16 protein-coding genes and 1 pseudogene are annotated in these 14,988 nt (G+C 51.6%); 10 read left to right on the top strand and 7 right to left on the bottom strand.

Translation table 11 applies throughout. The features are described from left to right. The first annotated feature begins 8 nt into the window (after window positions 1-8). From FDX03_RS17975 to ydhT, 4 genes are all read left to right on the top strand, one after another. On the top strand, window positions 9-677 hold the full coding sequence (locus tag FDX03_RS17975; protein WP_137346347.1) for a YdhW family putative oxidoreductase system protein: 669 nt from the start codon (window positions 9-11) through the stop codon (window positions 675-677). 64 nt (window positions 678-741) lie between these two features. After that, window positions 742-1,410: a 4Fe-4S dicluster domain-containing protein gene (locus FDX03_RS17980; RefSeq protein ID WP_137346348.1), complete on the top strand. Its 669-nt coding sequence runs from the start codon at window positions 742-744 to the stop codon at window positions 1,408-1,410. Beyond that, a complete protein-coding gene (gene phsC, locus FDX03_RS17985) occupies window positions 1,407-2,192 on the top strand; it encodes a thiosulfate reductase cytochrome B subunit (protein ID WP_061067813.1) in 786 nt (261 codons plus the stop codon). Before FDX03_RS17980 ends, phsC begins: the two co-directional genes overlap by 4 nt. 3 nt (window positions 2,193-2,195) lie before the next feature. Then, complete coding sequence (gene ydhT, locus FDX03_RS17990; protein WP_137346349.1) at window positions 2,196-3,008, top strand: protein YdhT; 813 nt, start codon at window positions 2,196-2,198, stop codon at window positions 3,006-3,008. A gap of 9 nt (window positions 3,009-3,017) precedes the next feature. Here ydhT and FDX03_RS17995 read toward each other — a convergent pair whose 3' ends face one another. Genes FDX03_RS17995 through FDX03_RS18010 form a run of 4 tightly spaced genes read right to left on the bottom strand, consistent with a single transcriptional unit; the run spans window position 3,018 to window position 6,123 of the window. After that, entirely contained in the window at window positions 3,018-3,695 is a 678-nt protein-coding gene (locus FDX03_RS17995) for an ABC transporter permease subunit (protein ID WP_101741682.1), read from the bottom strand. Next, complete coding sequence (locus FDX03_RS18000; RefSeq protein WP_040233756.1) at window positions 3,685-4,470, bottom strand: amino acid ABC transporter permease; 786 nt, start codon at window positions 4,468-4,470, stop codon at window positions 3,685-3,687. Before FDX03_RS18000 ends, FDX03_RS17995 begins: the two co-directional genes overlap by 11 nt. Continuing rightward, on the bottom strand, window positions 4,470-5,288 hold the full coding sequence (locus FDX03_RS18005) for an amino acid ABC transporter ATP-binding protein (protein ID WP_061067815.1): 819 nt from the start codon (window positions 5,286-5,288) through the stop codon (window positions 4,470-4,472). The genes FDX03_RS18000 and FDX03_RS18005 overlap by 1 nt, the downstream gene beginning before the upstream one ends. A 1-nt stretch (window position 5,289) precedes the next feature. After that, window positions 5,290-6,123: an ABC transporter substrate-binding protein gene (locus tag FDX03_RS18010; protein WP_048211819.1), complete on the bottom strand. Its 834-nt coding sequence runs from the start codon at window positions 6,121-6,123 to the stop codon at window positions 5,290-5,292. Window positions 6,124-6,371: 248 nt separating this feature from the next. Between FDX03_RS18010 and FDX03_RS18015 the strand changes: the two genes are divergently transcribed. Then, on the top strand, window positions 6,372-6,551 hold the full coding sequence (locus tag FDX03_RS18015; protein WP_071887336.1) for a hypothetical protein: 180 nt from the start codon (window positions 6,372-6,374) through the stop codon (window positions 6,549-6,551). A 117-nt stretch (window positions 6,552-6,668) separates the two neighbouring features. Further along, on the top strand, window positions 6,669-7,562 hold the full coding sequence (locus FDX03_RS18020) for a LysR family transcriptional regulator (protein WP_048211818.1): 894 nt from the start codon (window positions 6,669-6,671) through the stop codon (window positions 7,560-7,562). Window positions 7,563-7,608: 46 nt separating this feature from the next. Here the strand turns inward: FDX03_RS18020 and FDX03_RS18025 are convergent, their stop codons facing one another. Continuing rightward, window positions 7,609-7,749: a hypothetical protein gene (locus FDX03_RS18025; protein WP_086523654.1), complete on the bottom strand. Its 141-nt coding sequence runs from the start codon at window positions 7,747-7,749 to the stop codon at window positions 7,609-7,611. Between the two features lie 417 nt (window positions 7,750-8,166). Between FDX03_RS18025 and FDX03_RS18035 the strand changes: the two genes are divergently transcribed. Then, window positions 8,167-9,648, top strand: a complete 1,482-nt coding sequence (locus FDX03_RS18035) for an APC family permease (RefSeq protein ID WP_048211817.1) — start codon at window positions 8,167-8,169, stop codon at window positions 9,646-9,648. Window positions 9,649-9,740: 92 nt separating this feature from the next. On the opposite strand, the gene FDX03_RS18040 is transcribed toward FDX03_RS18035, so the two are convergent. Then, window positions 9,741-10,439 carry a cache domain-containing protein gene (locus FDX03_RS18040; protein WP_116360133.1) on the bottom strand — a complete coding sequence of 233 codons (699 nt, stop codon included), beginning with the start codon at window positions 10,437-10,439 and terminating at the stop codon, window positions 9,741-9,743. A gap of 24 nt (window positions 10,440-10,463) precedes the next feature. After that, the gene (locus tag FDX03_RS18045) at window positions 10,464-11,189 is read right to left on the bottom strand and encodes a GntR family transcriptional regulator (RefSeq protein WP_040233767.1); all 726 of its coding nucleotides are present in this window, start codon (window positions 11,187-11,189) and stop codon (window positions 10,464-10,466) included. Window positions 11,190-11,493: 304 nt separating this feature from the next. Here FDX03_RS18045 and FDX03_RS18050 point away from each other — a divergent pair. The 3 genes and pseudogenes from FDX03_RS18050 to FDX03_RS18060 all read left to right on the top strand — a co-directional run. Continuing rightward, window positions 11,494-12,921: pseudogene (locus tag FDX03_RS18050) on the top strand (gamma-aminobutyraldehyde dehydrogenase). A gap of 11 nt (window positions 12,922-12,932) precedes the next feature. Continuing rightward, entirely contained in the window at window positions 12,933-13,406 is a 474-nt protein-coding gene (locus FDX03_RS18055) for an ester cyclase (RefSeq protein WP_137346350.1), read from the top strand. A gap of 90 nt (window positions 13,407-13,496) precedes the next feature. Further along, window positions 13,497-14,988 (top strand): FAD/NAD(P)-binding protein (locus tag FDX03_RS18060; RefSeq protein WP_249357100.1); only part of this gene is annotated, 1,492 nt, incomplete at its 3' end.

Here is a 14,988-nt window from a genome sequence, read left to right on the forward strand (position 1 = left end):
GAACGCAGATGACGTACGTGAGTAACGACCTGGCCGCTGCAGAGGATGTGCATGGTGATGACGTGGATAGCCAAAAGAGACAGTGGCTGCACGCGTTACACCAGCCTGTCGCACACCAGAGTTCGTCATTAATCCAGGAACCCACCAGTCCGGAGTCGATAGTGGCGGATTTTATCCGCCAGCATTCTGCTTCAGGTCAACTGGTGGCACACAGCGTGTTTCTGTTGCCACCTTATTCGGTTCCTGAAAGTGACCTGGCTACGCTGCTGGACGCGATGTGTCAGCATGCATCCGACGCAGATATTCTCTGTATCCAGGGCTCAGAGGATACCTACTTCTACTCGACGCAAACCATGACGGCAAACTACGCCGAGATGTGTGTGCAGGTGGTGGAAAATGATATCTGCCGTGCCATTGCAGAAGCGGTACGTTTTGACTGCCAAACGTATCCTCGCCCCTATAAGGTCGCCATGCTGGCGCAACCGCCATACCACTTTGAACCTGAGCAGGTTACGGCGGCGCTCACGGCAATGGAAACGCATCCTGATTATGCAGACATACGTGCTGTGGAATCGTCGAATGCGGAACCTTATCTGTTTAGCGAGCGCTTTATGAGTTACGGCAAAGCGTATGGCCTGTGCGAATGGCTTGAGGTTGAGCAGTATCAGAACCCCTGAATTTTTCAGGTTGATGTCATGGAACGTGTGGACGATCACTGTCACAGTATTAGAGGATAACCCGATGTCCTTCACCCGACGAAAATTTGTCATTGGCATGGGGACGGTGTTTTTTTTCACCGGCCCAGGCCAAAACCTGTTAGCGAGTACGAAGAGTACTAAAAACGTTCGTTATGTCATGATCCACGACGAATCATTGTGCAACGGATGTAATATTTGCGCCCGAGCGTGCAGGAAAACGAATCATGTTCCTGTTCAGGGGAGTCGTTTATCAATAGCCCATATCCCGGTAACGGATAACGATAACGAAACGCTGTATCACTATTTTCGTCAGTCCTGTCAGCATTGTGACGATGCCCCCTGCATTGAGGTGTGTCCGACCGGTGCTTCCTGGCGAGATGAAAACGAGATTGTGCGAGTCGATACCTCCCGTTGTATCGGCTGCAGTTACTGCATTGGCGCATGTCCGTATCAGGTACGCTATCTCAACCCACAAACCAAAGTGGCGGATAAATGCGACTTCTGCGCCGAATCACGTCTGGCGAAAGGTTTCCCGCCAATTTGCGTCAATTCTTGTCCAGAACACGCGTTGATTTTTGGCCGTGAGGACAGCCCGGAAATTCAGACCTGGTTGCGGGAAAACAAGTACTACGAATATCAACTTGCAGGCGCCGGGAAGCCCCATCTGTATCGTCGGTTCGGTCAACATTTGATTAAAAAGGATAATGTATGAACGCGTCGCAGAATGCCGAACAGTTTCACGCACAGCTTGCGCAGTACGTCCCAATGTTTTCGCCGGATTACTGGCCTGTCTGGTTGGTTTTCGCCGGGTTAATGCTGGTGGGGATGTGGCTGGTGCTGGCACTCCACGCAATGTTGCGCTTTCGTTCAGCGAATAAAGCGTCTGCAGGACACGGAGAGAAGGTCTATTTATACTCGAAAGCTGTCCGTTTGTGGCACTGGTCGAATGCGCTGTTATTTCTGTTGCTGCTGGCCAGCGGCCTGCTAAATCATTTCACTGCGGTCAGTGCCCCAGTGATGAAAAGCCTGCTGACTGTGCATGAGGTATGTGGCTTTTTGCTGCTTGCCTGCTGGATTGGTTTTGTCCTGATTAACCTGATTGGGGGGAACGGGCATCACTATATTATTCAGCGTCAGGGCTGGATCGGCCGGGCGCAGAGGCAGACGCGATTTTACCTGTTTGGCATTATGCAGGGCGAAGCGCATCCATTCCCGGCATCAACGCGTTCGAAATTCAATCCGTTACAGCAGGCGGCGTATGTCGGCGTGATGTACGGTTTGCTGCCGCTACTGCTGATCTCCGGGTTGCTATCCCTGTACCCACAGGCTGTGGGCGATCTGTTCCCTGGCGTACGTTACTGGTTGCTGCAGGCGCACTTTGCGCTGGCTGTCGTGAGCGTGTTTTTCATTTTTGGACATCTTTATCTCTGCACCACAGGACGCACACCGGGCGAAACCTTTAAGTGCATGGTGGATGGCTATCACCGGCATTAAGAGATGATGATTACGCGTGGTGACTTACGGGCCTGGCGCGTCGGGCCCGTGATGTATCGCTGGTTTCTGCGTGCGTTTCCTGAAGGAGGCAGCTATGCGGAGGTGCACCGTGCACTCCAGCAGGAAGGGTATAGTGACTGGGCAGATAGCCTCGTGGAATACGGCTGGTCAAGATGGCAGGATGAAGAGAATTTTGTCCAGCAGGATATCAGTGCGATGGGCCGTGTTGTCTGTCCGCAGACGGCAGACGACAACGGTAAACAATTGGCGAGCGCGGCTGATGGCGACAGTCTCGGTAGCGCGGGCGATAACATTAAAATCGTCAGCGCCGGGTACGCCGCGCAGATTGCCAGTGCAGGTTACAGCGCACGTATTGGCTGCGTGGGTTATAACGCTCATGTTGCCAGCTCCGGTGAGCGTGGCCGTATTGCCATCGCGGGAAACTCCACACGAGTCAGTAGTGTGGGAGGCGGTACACGAATGGCCAGCACGGGTATGCGGGTGCGCATCAGTTCGCTGGGTGACAGAAGTCGTATTGCCAGCAGCGGTGATTTAACCCAGATAGCCAGTTTTGGCGCAGAGTCGAAAATCGCCAACTGCGCGGACAACGTGCAGATCATGGCCAACGGAGAAAACACTGTTATTGCCAGTACTGGCGTGGTCGATTCAATAATTCTCGGCCCCGGCGGATGCGCGGCTCTTGCCTATCACGACGGTAAGAGAATGCGCTTTGCGGTGGCTATTGAGGGTGAAAATAACATTCGCGCAGGGGTGAAGTATCGGCTCAACGAAGACCATCAATTTGTGGCATGTTGAGCCGTGTTGCTATTTCAACGCGAACCGACGCTGAGTGATCTTCTCCAGGCTAAAGCACAGCAGGTAATAGACCAGTCCGGTAAAGACAAAAATGGCCGCCGGGTAAATTTGTACCCGGTTGTTAACCTGACCCGCAACCGTCGTGAGTTCAGGCACGTTGACGATAAATGCCAGCGACGTGTCCTTGAGTAGCCCGATAAAAATCCCCGTTAGCGAGGGCAGTACGTTGCGCAGAACCTGTGGCAACAGAATTAACCCGAGCGCCTGGAGCGGACGAAACCCCTGAACGATGGCCGCATCATACTGACCGCCTGGCAGCGCAGTGATACCCGCGTACACAGAATGCATCACCGAGGCGGCGGTAAACCAGGCCAATGCCAGCGTGACGGTTATGGCTCCCGGTAAATCACTGCCTGTGAGCATGGGCAACAGATACCACATCCAGAAAATCACGAAGATTAACGGAATACCGCGAATAAACTCTGCCCAGATAAACAGCCCCTTACGTATCGCCCCAGGAAAACGCCAGGCACAGCAGGCGAGTGCGATCCCAGCGGGAAGCGCCAGTGCCGCTGCGCCAATCGCCATCAACAGCGTGAGCAGAACGCCCCCCGGTTGCCCCTCTGTGACCCGCCCCCACAGGAGGTAGTCCAGATTGTCGGTAATAACCGAAATATTAGCGATCATGCAGTAGGCTCCTGAAACGGAATATGCGTGTTTTACGTGCCAACGGTTTACCTGCTGCAGACACAGGACCAAGACGGGTTAACAACATCCCCAGTACAATGCCGGTCAGCAGGTAGAGTGCCGTGCCGACGGCAAAGGCTTCCAACGCATGGGCGTTATAGCTTTCAATTTGCCGTACCTGGTATGTCAGTTCTGCAAAGCCAATGCCGCTGGCCAATGAAGACAGCTTCATCAGATTAAGATATTGCCCCACGATCGGCTGCCAGGCATTTGCCAGCCCCTGAGGGAGCAGGATGTGACGAAACGTCGCCCATGACGAAAACCCCTGTGCTATGGCTGCCTCGCGCTGCCCGCCAGACACAGCCTGTAAACCGGAGGCGACCTCTTCGACCAGAAAGGCCGAGGTAAAGACACCCAGCCCCCATGCGGAGCAGAGAAACTCCGGCGTTAACCACCAGACATCCCCAGGCAGAATGGACCAGGAGTGTTCCGCATTAATGAAGGTAATCACGTCGCGAGGAAGGAGATTCCATGCAGCGAAGTACCAGAACATCAGTTGGACGAGTAAAGGAGTATTGCGAAAAACAGAGACCCACACGCTGACCATGGTGGTCGCAAAGCGCTGTCCTGTCAGGCGCAGGCTGAGCAGAAAGATGGCAAACACCGTGGCGAGTACCACGCCGGCTAGCGTGACCCAAAGTGTGGTCAGAAAACCGGAGATTATCCATTGCAGAGGTTGCCCGCTCAGCACCCCCTGCCAGTCCATTGCATGCATTATAACGATGACTCCTGGTGTAACGGGTCGAGCACTTTTTTCAGAAAACGTTGGGTCCTGGGGTGCTGAGGGCGAGTGAAAAACGCCTCAGGAGGTGCGACTTCGAGAATATCGCCGCCATCAATAAACACCACACGATCGGCAATCTCCCTGGCGAAATGCATTTCATGGGTCACGACAATCATGGTAATACCGCTATGAGCCAGACGCTTCATGACCTGCAACACTTCGCCAATCATTTCTGGATCCAGCGCGGAGGTGGGTTCATCAAACAGGATGATTTGCGGCGAGGAGGCCAGCGCGCGGGCGATAGCAACACGTTGTTGCTGCCCGCCGGAAAGTTGGGCGGCATACGCATCGGCTTTCTCAGCTAATCCTACCTGTTCCAGCAGTTCAAGTGCCCGTTGCTCAGCATCCGTTTTTTTCCAACCGTGAACATATTCCAGCGCCAACGTGATGTTCTGCTGTGCCGTCAGGTGGGTGTAGAGATTGAATTGCTGGAACACGAAACCAATCCGGCTGCGAAGCTGACGCAATGTGGGGCCGCGCAGCTGACCGATTGGTTTGTCATCAATAAAAATATCGCCGCCGCTCAGTGACTCCAGTTGGTTTATCAGGCGAATAAGCGTCGACTTTCCTGAGCCAGAAGGCCCGAGAATAGTGACGACTTCGCCCGGTTCAACCGACAGGCTGACGCCGTTAAGCACGGTATGATTGTCATAGTGTTTTATGACATTACGCAGTTCAACACGCGCCTGGCGCAGATGCGTAAAATCCGCAGCCGAAGCTGCGGGACGATGAAAAAGGCCTGAGAGCATATTACTTCGCTTCTATTTTGAAGGCGCGGGGCTGTGGATTTTTGGTTTGCGGACCAAACCAGACATCATAAATTTTGGCTGCCTGCCCGGTTGACTCGAGCTTTAATAGTTCGTCGTTCACGGCCTTCAACAGCGCAGGTTCACCTTTTTTCACACCCACACCAATTTCTTCTTTGCTCAACAGGTCGGGCAAAATTTTGAAATCTGCTTTATCCGGCGCACCGCCTAACAACCCTGCCAGAATGGTGCTGTCCTGGGTGATCGCCTGGACATTACCATTACGCAGTGCGGTTAATGCCAGCGGAATATCGTCATAGGCCAGCACACGTGATTGTGGAAAACGCTGATGCAACGCCTGCTCACCTGTCGTCCCTTTCACCGCACCGATACGGGCCTTACTGTAGTCATCAAGCTTATCCGGCGATTTTGCCGGAACGAGGAATTGCTGTCCGGTAACGAAGTAAGGGGCGGAAAAATCGATAACCTGTGCACGCTCAGGTGTAATCGTGATATCCGCTACGATTAAATCGGCCTTACCGGACTGCAATAACGGTATACGGTTAGCCGGATTGGTGGCGACCAGTTCCAGTTTAACGCCAAGTGATTTAGCCAGCGCTTCAGCGAAATCAACGTCGTAGCCGACAATTTTATGTGTTTTTGCATCAATAGAGCCGAACGGTGGATTGGCGTCAAAGGTGGCGATTTTTACCACGCCTGCGGCTTTGATATCGGCCAGTTGATCGGCCTGAGCGTATGACGCGGCAATGCCTGACGCCAGCAGGACACTGAGTGCCAGCCATGTTTTTTTTGTGCTGTGAATCGTCGTTGCCATCATTTTCTTTGAATCCCTGTTGTTTTGGTTTGTGCTTTTTACGCTCCCATAACTTGCGGCGGTGACCAAATAAGAAAAAATTCTTATCTATATACAAAATGGTATTAGTGAAAAGGGTGTTAATTGCGGGTGAAAATAATGAAAAACTGAAATGCAAAATAGCGCACAACGTTGGCAAAAATTCGCATTTCATTTTTTACGCATTCTGCGCTGGAATAAGTTGAGCCCAACAGACAGCGGAGGCGGAGAAGATGAACGGGGTTAAATATCTTTGGTTGCGTATAAAGAATCGACATCCACAGACTCCACAACATAGTGCGGAACGAAATCTTCAGCGTGTTGTGGAGTCTGTTCTTCCTGCCGCCAGCCTGTATGGGGTGGATATCGCCAACATTGATCCGGAGTGGTTCCGTGATAAAACAACACGCTGAACTTCGCCTGACGCGCGAAATGTACTGGAATGAAGTGTGCAAAATGAGCAGAAATACTACTGAATCTCAATTCTGATCTGTAACATACGTCAAAACAGGTCTGGATTGGGAACAAGCATGCTGCGTGATAATTTTAACGATCTCTATTATCTCATTGTCGTTGCCCGTGAACGCAGTTTTACCCGCGCCGCAGCGAAGTTAGGGGTCTCGCAGTCAGCATTAAGCCATGCCATTCGCGGGCTTGAGGAGCGACTGGATGTCAGATTGCTGACCCGTACCACGCGAAGCGTCGCGCCAACCGAAGCCGGAGAACGGCTTATCAACAGTATCAGTCCGCGTTTCGATGACATTGAGTCGGAGCTACTGGCATTAACCGATATTCGCCAGCGCGTGGCGGGGAATATCCGTCTGACGCTCGGGGAACATGCGTTGCAATCGACCGTCTGGCCTGCACTACAGCCGTTTTTGCAGGCGTATCCTGATGTAAATGTGGAAATGACCATCGACAACAGCCTGACGGATATCGTGACGGGACGCTATGATGCCGGTATCAGGCTTGGCGAGCAGGTGGCCAAAGATATGGTTGCTGTCAGGATCGGTCCCGACTGGCGCATGGTTGTGGTGGGATCCCCCGCCTATTTTGCCCGCCATGGCAAACCGCAAACCCCGCATGATTTACAGAATCATAACTGTATCAATATGCGCATGCCGACCCTGGGCGGGCTGTATGCCTGGGAGTTTGCCAAAAATGGGCAGGATCTCCGCGTGCGGGTAGAAGGGCAGCTTATTTTTAACAATCTTCCACCGCGTATCAGTGCGGCGATTTCGGGCATGGGCCTGGCATTTGTACCGGAAGACACCGTCGAGCAGGCGGTAGCAGAGGGAGCGCTGGAAAAAGTGCTGGAAGACTGGTGTGAACCTTTTCCCGGTTATTACCTGTACTATCCCAGCCGTAGACAACATACCGCAGCCTTTGCACAGCTGATTGAGGCGTTGCGTTATACGGCGTGAAGCGCAGGCTGACTATAAAAAAACCGGCATTGAGCCGGTTCAGAAATTAGATTTTGCAGGCATCGCCGCAGTCGTTATCAGCAATCATTTCCTGCGCTTTTTTGTCCGCATCTTCCAGACGTTCAGCATTACGCTCTTGCGCTTCTTCCAGCCCATCAAAGACCAGATTATCGAGATCAATTTCCATCATTCACCTGCCAGGTTCAGCGTTTAACATCATTCCATTATATTGCAAAAATGTTGCTGAACAGCAGCGATTATTGCTACTAAGCACGTTCTTATACCAGGTCAGCGTATTTTTCCGGCAGCGTATCCCACAGATGGCGGTTCGCTTCCAGCAGCAGACGGTGCTGCTCAACGGCGTGCGCGTTTTCCCGTGCCCCGCGCGACATCAGCGTCCAGGCCTCCAACGCTGAAAACCTCTCGTCACTCACTCGTCATGTTAATTAAGTGTTATTAAATCGAGTCGAGCACTTGTTTATTCAGGAACGTGATGTGCGATTTGTTTTAACAAATATGCGACAAAATCACTATACATATAACTTAATATCTTTTATACATTAATTGTTCAACCCTGCGACTATTCCACAAAAGAGAAAGCAATATGGAACAGACTCCTGATAAGAAAAACGATAATTTTCAAAAAGATGGCAAAGAACAGTTCAACCGCTCGATCGGGCTTATTTCAAATTTTGCGTTGGGTTTTACCTACCTGTCACCGCTCACCGCTGTTTATTCGCTGTTCGCGTTGGCAGTGACGCTGGCGGGACCACCCGCGGTGTGGTGGATTTTAATCGTCGCGTGTGGGCAGTTGTTAGTCGCCCTGGTGTTTGGTGAGGTTGCGTCTCAATATCCGATCACCGGGGGGCTGTATCCCTGGGCGAGAAGGTTGTGGGGTAAGAAATATGCGTGGATCGCCGCCTGGATCTACCTGTGGGCGCTGGTGGTGACGATTACCTCGATCGCGGAATATACATCAACATTTGTTGAATCACTCTTTCATTATGGGCAGACACCCGCCACCATGCTGGTGACCTCCGTCTTGCTGCTGCTTTTGATGATGGCCGTCAATATGTCCGGGACCAGGAATCTGGCCAGGGTCGCCAAAATTGGTTTCTGGTGTGAAATCGTCAGCGTGATTGCGCTGGGTATTTATCTGCTGATTTTCCACCGTTCACAGCCTTTCTCCGTCATCTTTGATTCGATGGGGGTACTGGCGCATGACGGAAGTTATTCCACCGCCTTTATGTCTGCCGCGCTGATGGGCCTGTTTATGTTCTTTGGCTTCGAGGCGTGCGGTAACGTTGCAGAGGAAGTGCAAAATCCAAGCAAAAAAATTCCGGTAGCCATGATTTTAAGTATCGTGTTTGGCGCGATCTCCGCCATTATCTCCGTCATGGGCTATCTGCTGGCGTCACCGAACCTGGTGAGTATCGTGAATGGCAAAACCGCCGATCCGATCCCGGCAATCCTCAATGAAGCACTGGGGGAAACCGGTGCGACGGTCTTTATCGTTGTCGCTATTATCGCGATGCTGTCGTGCATTCTGTCTCTGCAAGCGGCGTTAAGTCGTCTTATCTTTTCTTTCTCCCGCGACAGAATGCTGCCGGGCAGCGAGTGGATGGCCAAAATTTCCAAAAATGGTGTCCCGGATAATGCCATGGTCGTCAGCTGCGTGTTGCCGGTTATCATTTGTGTCTGGGTCTATTTCCAGCCAGATAACTTATCGCGTATCACCGCATTTGCTGTGATCGGTATTTATATTTCATTCCAGATGGTGGTACTGGCCGCGCTGCGTCAACGTCTGAAAGGCTGGAAACCCGCCGGAGAGTGGACGATTGGTGGTTGGGGCGTGATTGTAAACGTGCTGGCATTAGCTTACGGCCTGTGTGGGATCTGGTTACTGGCGCAGCCAGCTGACAGCAGTGATTTCATTGACCGTTGGACAGTACTGTTTGGCCTGGCGATTGTGGTAGGTTCAGGATTGATCTACATGTTCCTTACCCGACCTTTTGGCCGCTCGGCTGCACCGGAAAACGATGCTATTGCCTATGCCACGAAGCTCAATATAGGGCAGGATAACTAAAACTAAGGGCCTTCGGGCCCTTAATTTCGAACGCTTTGCGCGCCGGATACAACGCTGGCATCCTTATCCGGTAACGCTCAGCCTTGAATGGACTATTTCTGGTAGTGATAAAGGATAAAGTAGTCGCTTTGATACACCACCGTGCTGTGGGCTGGTGACAATAATTCACCGACGCGAAAGCGCGGCCAACTGGAAAAGATGATCCGGTTTTCCAGATTGGTCAGAATGACATAATCAGGGTGAGGGCAGGAGAGCAGTTCGGCTTCTATCTGACTGACCAGCAGATCGACGGCGGCGACGCCGAGGAACTGATCATGATAGTAAACCGGAACCGCTGAGGTTAGGGTATAGGAGATGTTACAGATATAGTCGACATACGGGCCATGGATGTACGCTTCACCTGCCGGAGGCGAATGCTTAAACCACTCAAAGGTTCTGAAATCCAGTCGCTGTTGCGTCGCCTGATCCAAATCCAGATGTGCCTGACTCAATCCATTATCTTTCTTATACCACCATTCCAGCAGCCAATATTCTTTGGTGGTTTCTGTACTCTCAATATGGCTGGCGAAACCTGCGCCCGAACAGTAGTGATTGTTGTTCAGTGTGCTCTTGATGTGTTGCTGAACCGTTGATCTGACAGCGGGGTCGAGGACAACTTCGGCGGAGCCTTTTTGCACACCGGCAATGGCCTCGTGAATGCTCCTCGCCAGCGCAACGGTAGACTCTACGGTAGAGACGGTAATATCATCAATTTTACGGATTAATGCGCTTAAGGATGTCGAAGAGCTCATGGTCTGTCCTGCCTTCACTGATTGTCAGTTCGAGTTATATTTCAGCTTTTTTTCAATAAGGTAATAGGTAAACGTATCGATGATCTGCGTGGCGTACTGGACTGATCCGGTCTCGTTATGGGCGGCTAGCGCGTCGGCCAGCGCCGAATAAAGCGCGATAATTTCCGCATGAATATTGTCGGCGCGATAGAGTATTGCCACCAGTGATGCCCACTCGGCCTGGACCTGAAGCTCCTGGTTGGCCAGCCGTGCTGAATGAGAGCTGGCCGCAATTGCCAGCAAACAACGCATATCGGCCTGAGTCATCAGTTCCGGTGAGTCGGCTTTCCTCAGCACGTCTACAAACTCGCGAAATTTGGCAATATCCGCCGCGGTCATGCGTCTGGAGGCTAACCTGGCGCTGTGGCTGATAATGGCGCAATGCATTTCGCCTAAATCCGAAAGGTAATCGGTACTGATCGATTTAAACGGATGCAGGGCGCTATTTTTGCCATCAATATTCTCGCAAACGAAGCTCCCGCCATTACGGCCACGAACCGTATGGATAAGATTATTAGCCCGAAGCGTGTTGAGCGCTTCTCTGATAGTAATATGTGAGACACCCATCATCTTTGCCAAATCGGTTTCATTGGGCAGCTGTTCTTTTGGCTCCAGCAACCCGGTAATAATGGCATTTGACAGGCGCTGCACTATCTGGTCTGAACGACTGACCTGCCCGATAGGCGCAAATATGACCGCATGAGTAATCATAATCTTTTCTGCACTCAATTCCCTGAAACAACGACCATTTTTAACACATGCCCGCGGGGCACGAAAGGTCAGAATGGCCGCGTTATTTTACATGCCCACGCGCAACATCGCTGCACAGGCGGATGTGTGTCCCGATAGCGTCAAAGCGCACTGTACGCTGACGATGAAAAACCTTACTCTGAAAATGTAAAATTTAAGTTAAAAGTGCGAGGTTTATCATAGTGTCAATGTTGCGCATTTGAAAAATTTTTACAATATATATATTACATAAGCTTCTTTATGTATTAATTGGCGGGAGACAGGCATGAGAACCCTGAAGCATTTTATAAATGGGCAATATGTAGCGGGTAACACAGAAGACACGTTTGAACTGGTGAGTCCGGTTGACGGTGAAACGTACGCGTTATCGCCTAATGCCGGTGCGACTGAGGTGGATCTTGCCTACTCGGCGGCCGCGGCGGCATTTAACATGTGGAAAAAATCGACACCAGCCCAGCGGCAAAAAGCACTGCTGCAACTGGCGGATGAGATAGAAAAAAATGTTGAACGACTGGTCAACGCGCAAAGCTAGGAAACCGGTCAATTGCGTCATTTTATCGAAAAAGAAGAGATTGCAGCCTCGTGCGATGCGATCCGTTTTTTTGCCGGCGCAGCGCGTTGTCTGGAAGGGAAGGCCGCCGGAGAATATTCCGCCGGGTTCACCTCAACGATTCGTCGTGAGCCGTTGGGCATTGTGGGACAAGTCACACCGTGGAACTACCCGTTTATGATGGCGGTGTGGAAGATTGCACCGGCGCTGGCCGCAGGCAATACGGTAGTTTTAAAACCGAGCGATACCACCCCGGTGAGTACGCTGCTCCTGGCTGAACTGGCGGCACCCTTATTTCCGCGCGGGGCGTTTAACGTTGTGTTGGGCAAGGCCAGTACTGGCTCACTGGTGGTTTCTAACCCGACGGCTTCATTGGTGTCGATTACCGGTTCGGTACGCGCTGGTCTGCAGGTTGCGGCATCAGCAGCAGCTAACCTGACAAAGGCCCATCTTGAACTGGGTGGCAAAGCACCCGCCGTCGTGTTTGCTGATGCAGATATGGACAAGGCGATTACTGCCATCACTACCGCAGGATTTTTCAATGGCGGACAGGATTGTACTGCCGCCACGCGCATCCTGGTGGAAGATTCTGTCTATGCGACGTTCCTGGAAAAACTGATCCAAAAAACGAAAAGTATCAAGTTTGGTCCTCCGCAGGATCAGGATGCGTTATATGGCGCGCTGAATAGCAAAAACCAGCTTGAGCAGGTGAAGGGGTTTATTGAGCGTTTACCTGCACATGCGAAAATTGAAACCGGTGGTCATGCGGGGCCTGGACCGGGTTTCTACTTTGAGCCAACGATAATTTCTGGCCTGCATCAACATGATGAAGCCATCCAACACGAAGTGTTTGGCCCGGTAATGACCATTCAGTCGTTTTCTGGTGATGAAGACGCGTTGCGCAAAGCGAATGATGTGGAATATGGCCTGGCCGCGAGCGTCTGGACCTGCAATCACAGTCGCGCTCAGCGTTTCAGTATTGATCTCGATTTCGGCACAGTATGGATTAACAGTCATATTCCTCTGTGCGCCGAAATGCCGCACGGTGGATTCAAAAAATCCGGCTACGGAAAAGATCTCTCCTCTTATTCGCTCGATGAGTATACCCGGGTGAAACATATCATGTGTGATATTTCCGAATAACAGGTAATACGATGAAAACATTAAAAATAGCCGCACTTTCATTGGTGATGTTCTCAGGATTAAGTCTGGCAGAAAGCTCACCGCTGAACACGGTTAAAGCATATATGGCAGCATGGAATGCGCATAATGCGCCGCTGGCTGCCCAGTACCTGGCGGACGATGCCGTTTATTACGATGCCGCCGCAGGAGAGCCGGTAACCGGCCGGAAAAAAGCTGAAAAAGACGTGATTGGTGCATTTATTAAGGCGGTCCCGGATCTGACCTGGAAAATGGTCGGTAAACCTGTCGCGGATGAAGATACTGTGGCATTTCGTTGGGAATTCTCGGGTAAAAATAGCGGCGAATGGGCGGGAAGTCCGCCGACAAATAATCCGATCAAATTTGAAGGTGTCAGCTATATTCATGTTAAGGCAGGAAAAATCACCTGGCAGGGTGATTATTATGACGCTAAAAAACTGGATGAAGAGCTGAAGCCAGTGAAGTAGTCGGCGGTATCCTCCTTGTATCTGCGAGGGGGAACCTCTCATTTGTAGTGTTTTTTAGGACAATGTGTCAGTGGCAAAAGGACAAAGTTAATGGCAATTACCCGACGTGATTTTCTCAACGGCGTGGCGGTGACTATCGCTGCGGGACTGACCCCTCTGGATCTGGTCAGAGCGGCAGGAAAGGGGCACGAATTTATTGATGGAAGTTATTATCCGCCTGCGTTAACGGGGCTACGCGGTAACCATCCGGGTTCGTTTGAAATGGCCCATGCGTTAGGCCGTGAACATAAGCACTTTGATTTAAGCGCTCTGCCCATCGAGGAAGAGTACGATCTGGTGATTGTGGGCGGCGGTATCAGCGGACTGGCCGCGGGTTGTTTCTGGCATGAACTGGTCGGAAAAAACAGCAAGGTGCTGATCCTCGATAACCATGATGATTTTGGTGGTCACGCCAAACGCAACGAATTCACCTCCGCAGGCAAAAAACTTATCGGATATGGCGGGAGTGAAGCCTTTCAGTCACCCGCGCATAATTTCAGCCCCGAAGTGAATAAGCTGATGGAAACCGTCGGCGTGAGCGTCACGCGGTTGAAAAAGAGTTTTGACGTTAATTTCTACCCCGACTGGCAACTAAGTCGTGGCGTCTTCTTCGATAAAAAGAATTTTGGTGAGACGAAAATAGTCAGCGGCGATCCGGGGCGTGCGGTATCCGATGATATTCCGCCGGATCGGCTCAATGGCCGTAATATCGAAGACTTTATCAATGACTTCCCCTTGAGTGAGGAAGATCGTAAAGCCCTGATCGATTTGCATGTGCGTCCGGTTGATTATCTTCCTGGGATGACGGTTGATGAAAAAACGGAATGGCTGGATACCCACAGCTATAGTGAGTTTCTTTCCACCAGGGTTGGTTTAAGCAAAATGGCGCTGCTCTATTTCCAGCAGCGTTCCAACGATTTCTTTGCCATCGGTATTGAAGGCATTTCCGGTAGTGATGCTCGTGCGTGCGCATTGCCGGGAATGGAAGCGTTAGGGCTGCCGCCGCTGGACGGTGAATCGCTTGCCGACCTCGAAGAGCCATATGTCTATCATTTCCCGGATGGCAATGCGGGTCTGGCACGGTTGCTGGTCAGACACATGCTGCCGGACGCGCTGCCTGGCAATACCATGGAAGATTCTGTCCTCGCCAGACTGGATTATGAAAAGCTCGACTTGCCGGAAAACACCACGCGTTTACGCCTGAACAGCACGGTGATTAATGCGGCGAACGTGGAGGGTGGCGTTGCCGTCACGTGGCTACGCGATGGCAAAATGCATCGCGTGCGCGGTAAGAATGCCATCATGGCGGGCTATAACATGATGATCCCATATCTGGTACCGGAAACACCAGAGCAGCAGCAGGCTGATCTCAAACTAAACGTGAAGGCGCCGCTGGTGTACACCAATGTGGTGGTCAAAAACTGGCAAGCGTTTAAGCAACTGGGGGTTCATGAGTTTTATTCACCGGCCGCGCCTTACAGCCGAATCAAGCTCGACTATCCGGTCAGTATCGGCGGATATCAACACCCGGCCTCGCCGGACG

This window comes from Citrobacter sp. wls827 (assembly GCF_005280875.1).
Classification (GTDB): domain Bacteria; phylum Pseudomonadota; class Gammaproteobacteria; order Enterobacterales; family Enterobacteriaceae; genus Citrobacter; species Citrobacter youngae.

Bases quoted from the DNA above. Each gene is read 5' to 3' on its own strand.
- FDX03_RS18040 (WP_116360133.1), bottom strand. From the start codon at position 10,439: ATGAGCTCTTCGACATCCTTAAGCGCATTAATCCGTAAAATTGATGAT.
- FDX03_RS17995 (WP_101741682.1), bottom strand. From the start codon at position 3,695: ATGATCGCTAATATTTCGGTTATTACCGACAATCTGGACTACCTCCTG.
- phsC (WP_061067813.1), top strand. From the start codon at position 1,407: ATGAACGCGTCGCAGAATGCCGAACAGTTTCACGCACAGCTTGCGCAG.
- FDX03_RS18010 (WP_048211819.1), bottom strand. From the start codon at position 6,123: ATGATGGCAACGACGATTCACAGCACAAAAAAAACATGGCTGGCACTC.
- ydhT (WP_137346349.1), top strand. From the start codon at position 2,196: ATGATGATTACGCGTGGTGACTTACGGGCCTGGCGCGTCGGGCCCGTG.
- FDX03_RS17975 (WP_137346347.1), top strand. From the start codon at position 9: ATGACGTACGTGAGTAACGACCTGGCCGCTGCAGAGGATGTGCATGGT.
- FDX03_RS18000 (WP_040233756.1), bottom strand. From the start codon at position 4,470: ATGCATGCAATGGACTGGCAGGGGGTGCTGAGCGGGCAACCTCTGCAA.
- FDX03_RS18055 (WP_137346350.1), top strand. From the start codon at position 12,933: ATGAAAACATTAAAAATAGCCGCACTTTCATTGGTGATGTTCTCAGGA.
- FDX03_RS18020 (WP_048211818.1), top strand. From the start codon at position 6,669: ATGCTGCGTGATAATTTTAACGATCTCTATTATCTCATTGTCGTTGCC.
- FDX03_RS18035 (WP_048211817.1), top strand. From the start codon at position 8,167: ATGGAACAGACTCCTGATAAGAAAAACGATAATTTTCAAAAAGATGGC.
- FDX03_RS18025 (WP_086523654.1), bottom strand. From the start codon at position 7,749: ATGGAAATTGATCTCGATAATCTGGTCTTTGATGGGCTGGAAGAAGCG.
- FDX03_RS17980 (WP_137346348.1), top strand. From the start codon at position 742: ATGTCCTTCACCCGACGAAAATTTGTCATTGGCATGGGGACGGTGTTT.
- FDX03_RS18005 (WP_061067815.1), bottom strand. From the start codon at position 5,288: ATGCTCTCAGGCCTTTTTCATCGTCCCGCAGCTTCGGCTGCGGATTTT.
- FDX03_RS18045 (WP_040233767.1), bottom strand. From the start codon at position 11,189: ATGATTACTCATGCGGTCATATTTGCGCCTATCGGGCAGGTCAGTCGT.
- FDX03_RS18015 (WP_071887336.1), top strand. From the start codon at position 6,372: ATGAACGGGGTTAAATATCTTTGGTTGCGTATAAAGAATCGACATCCA.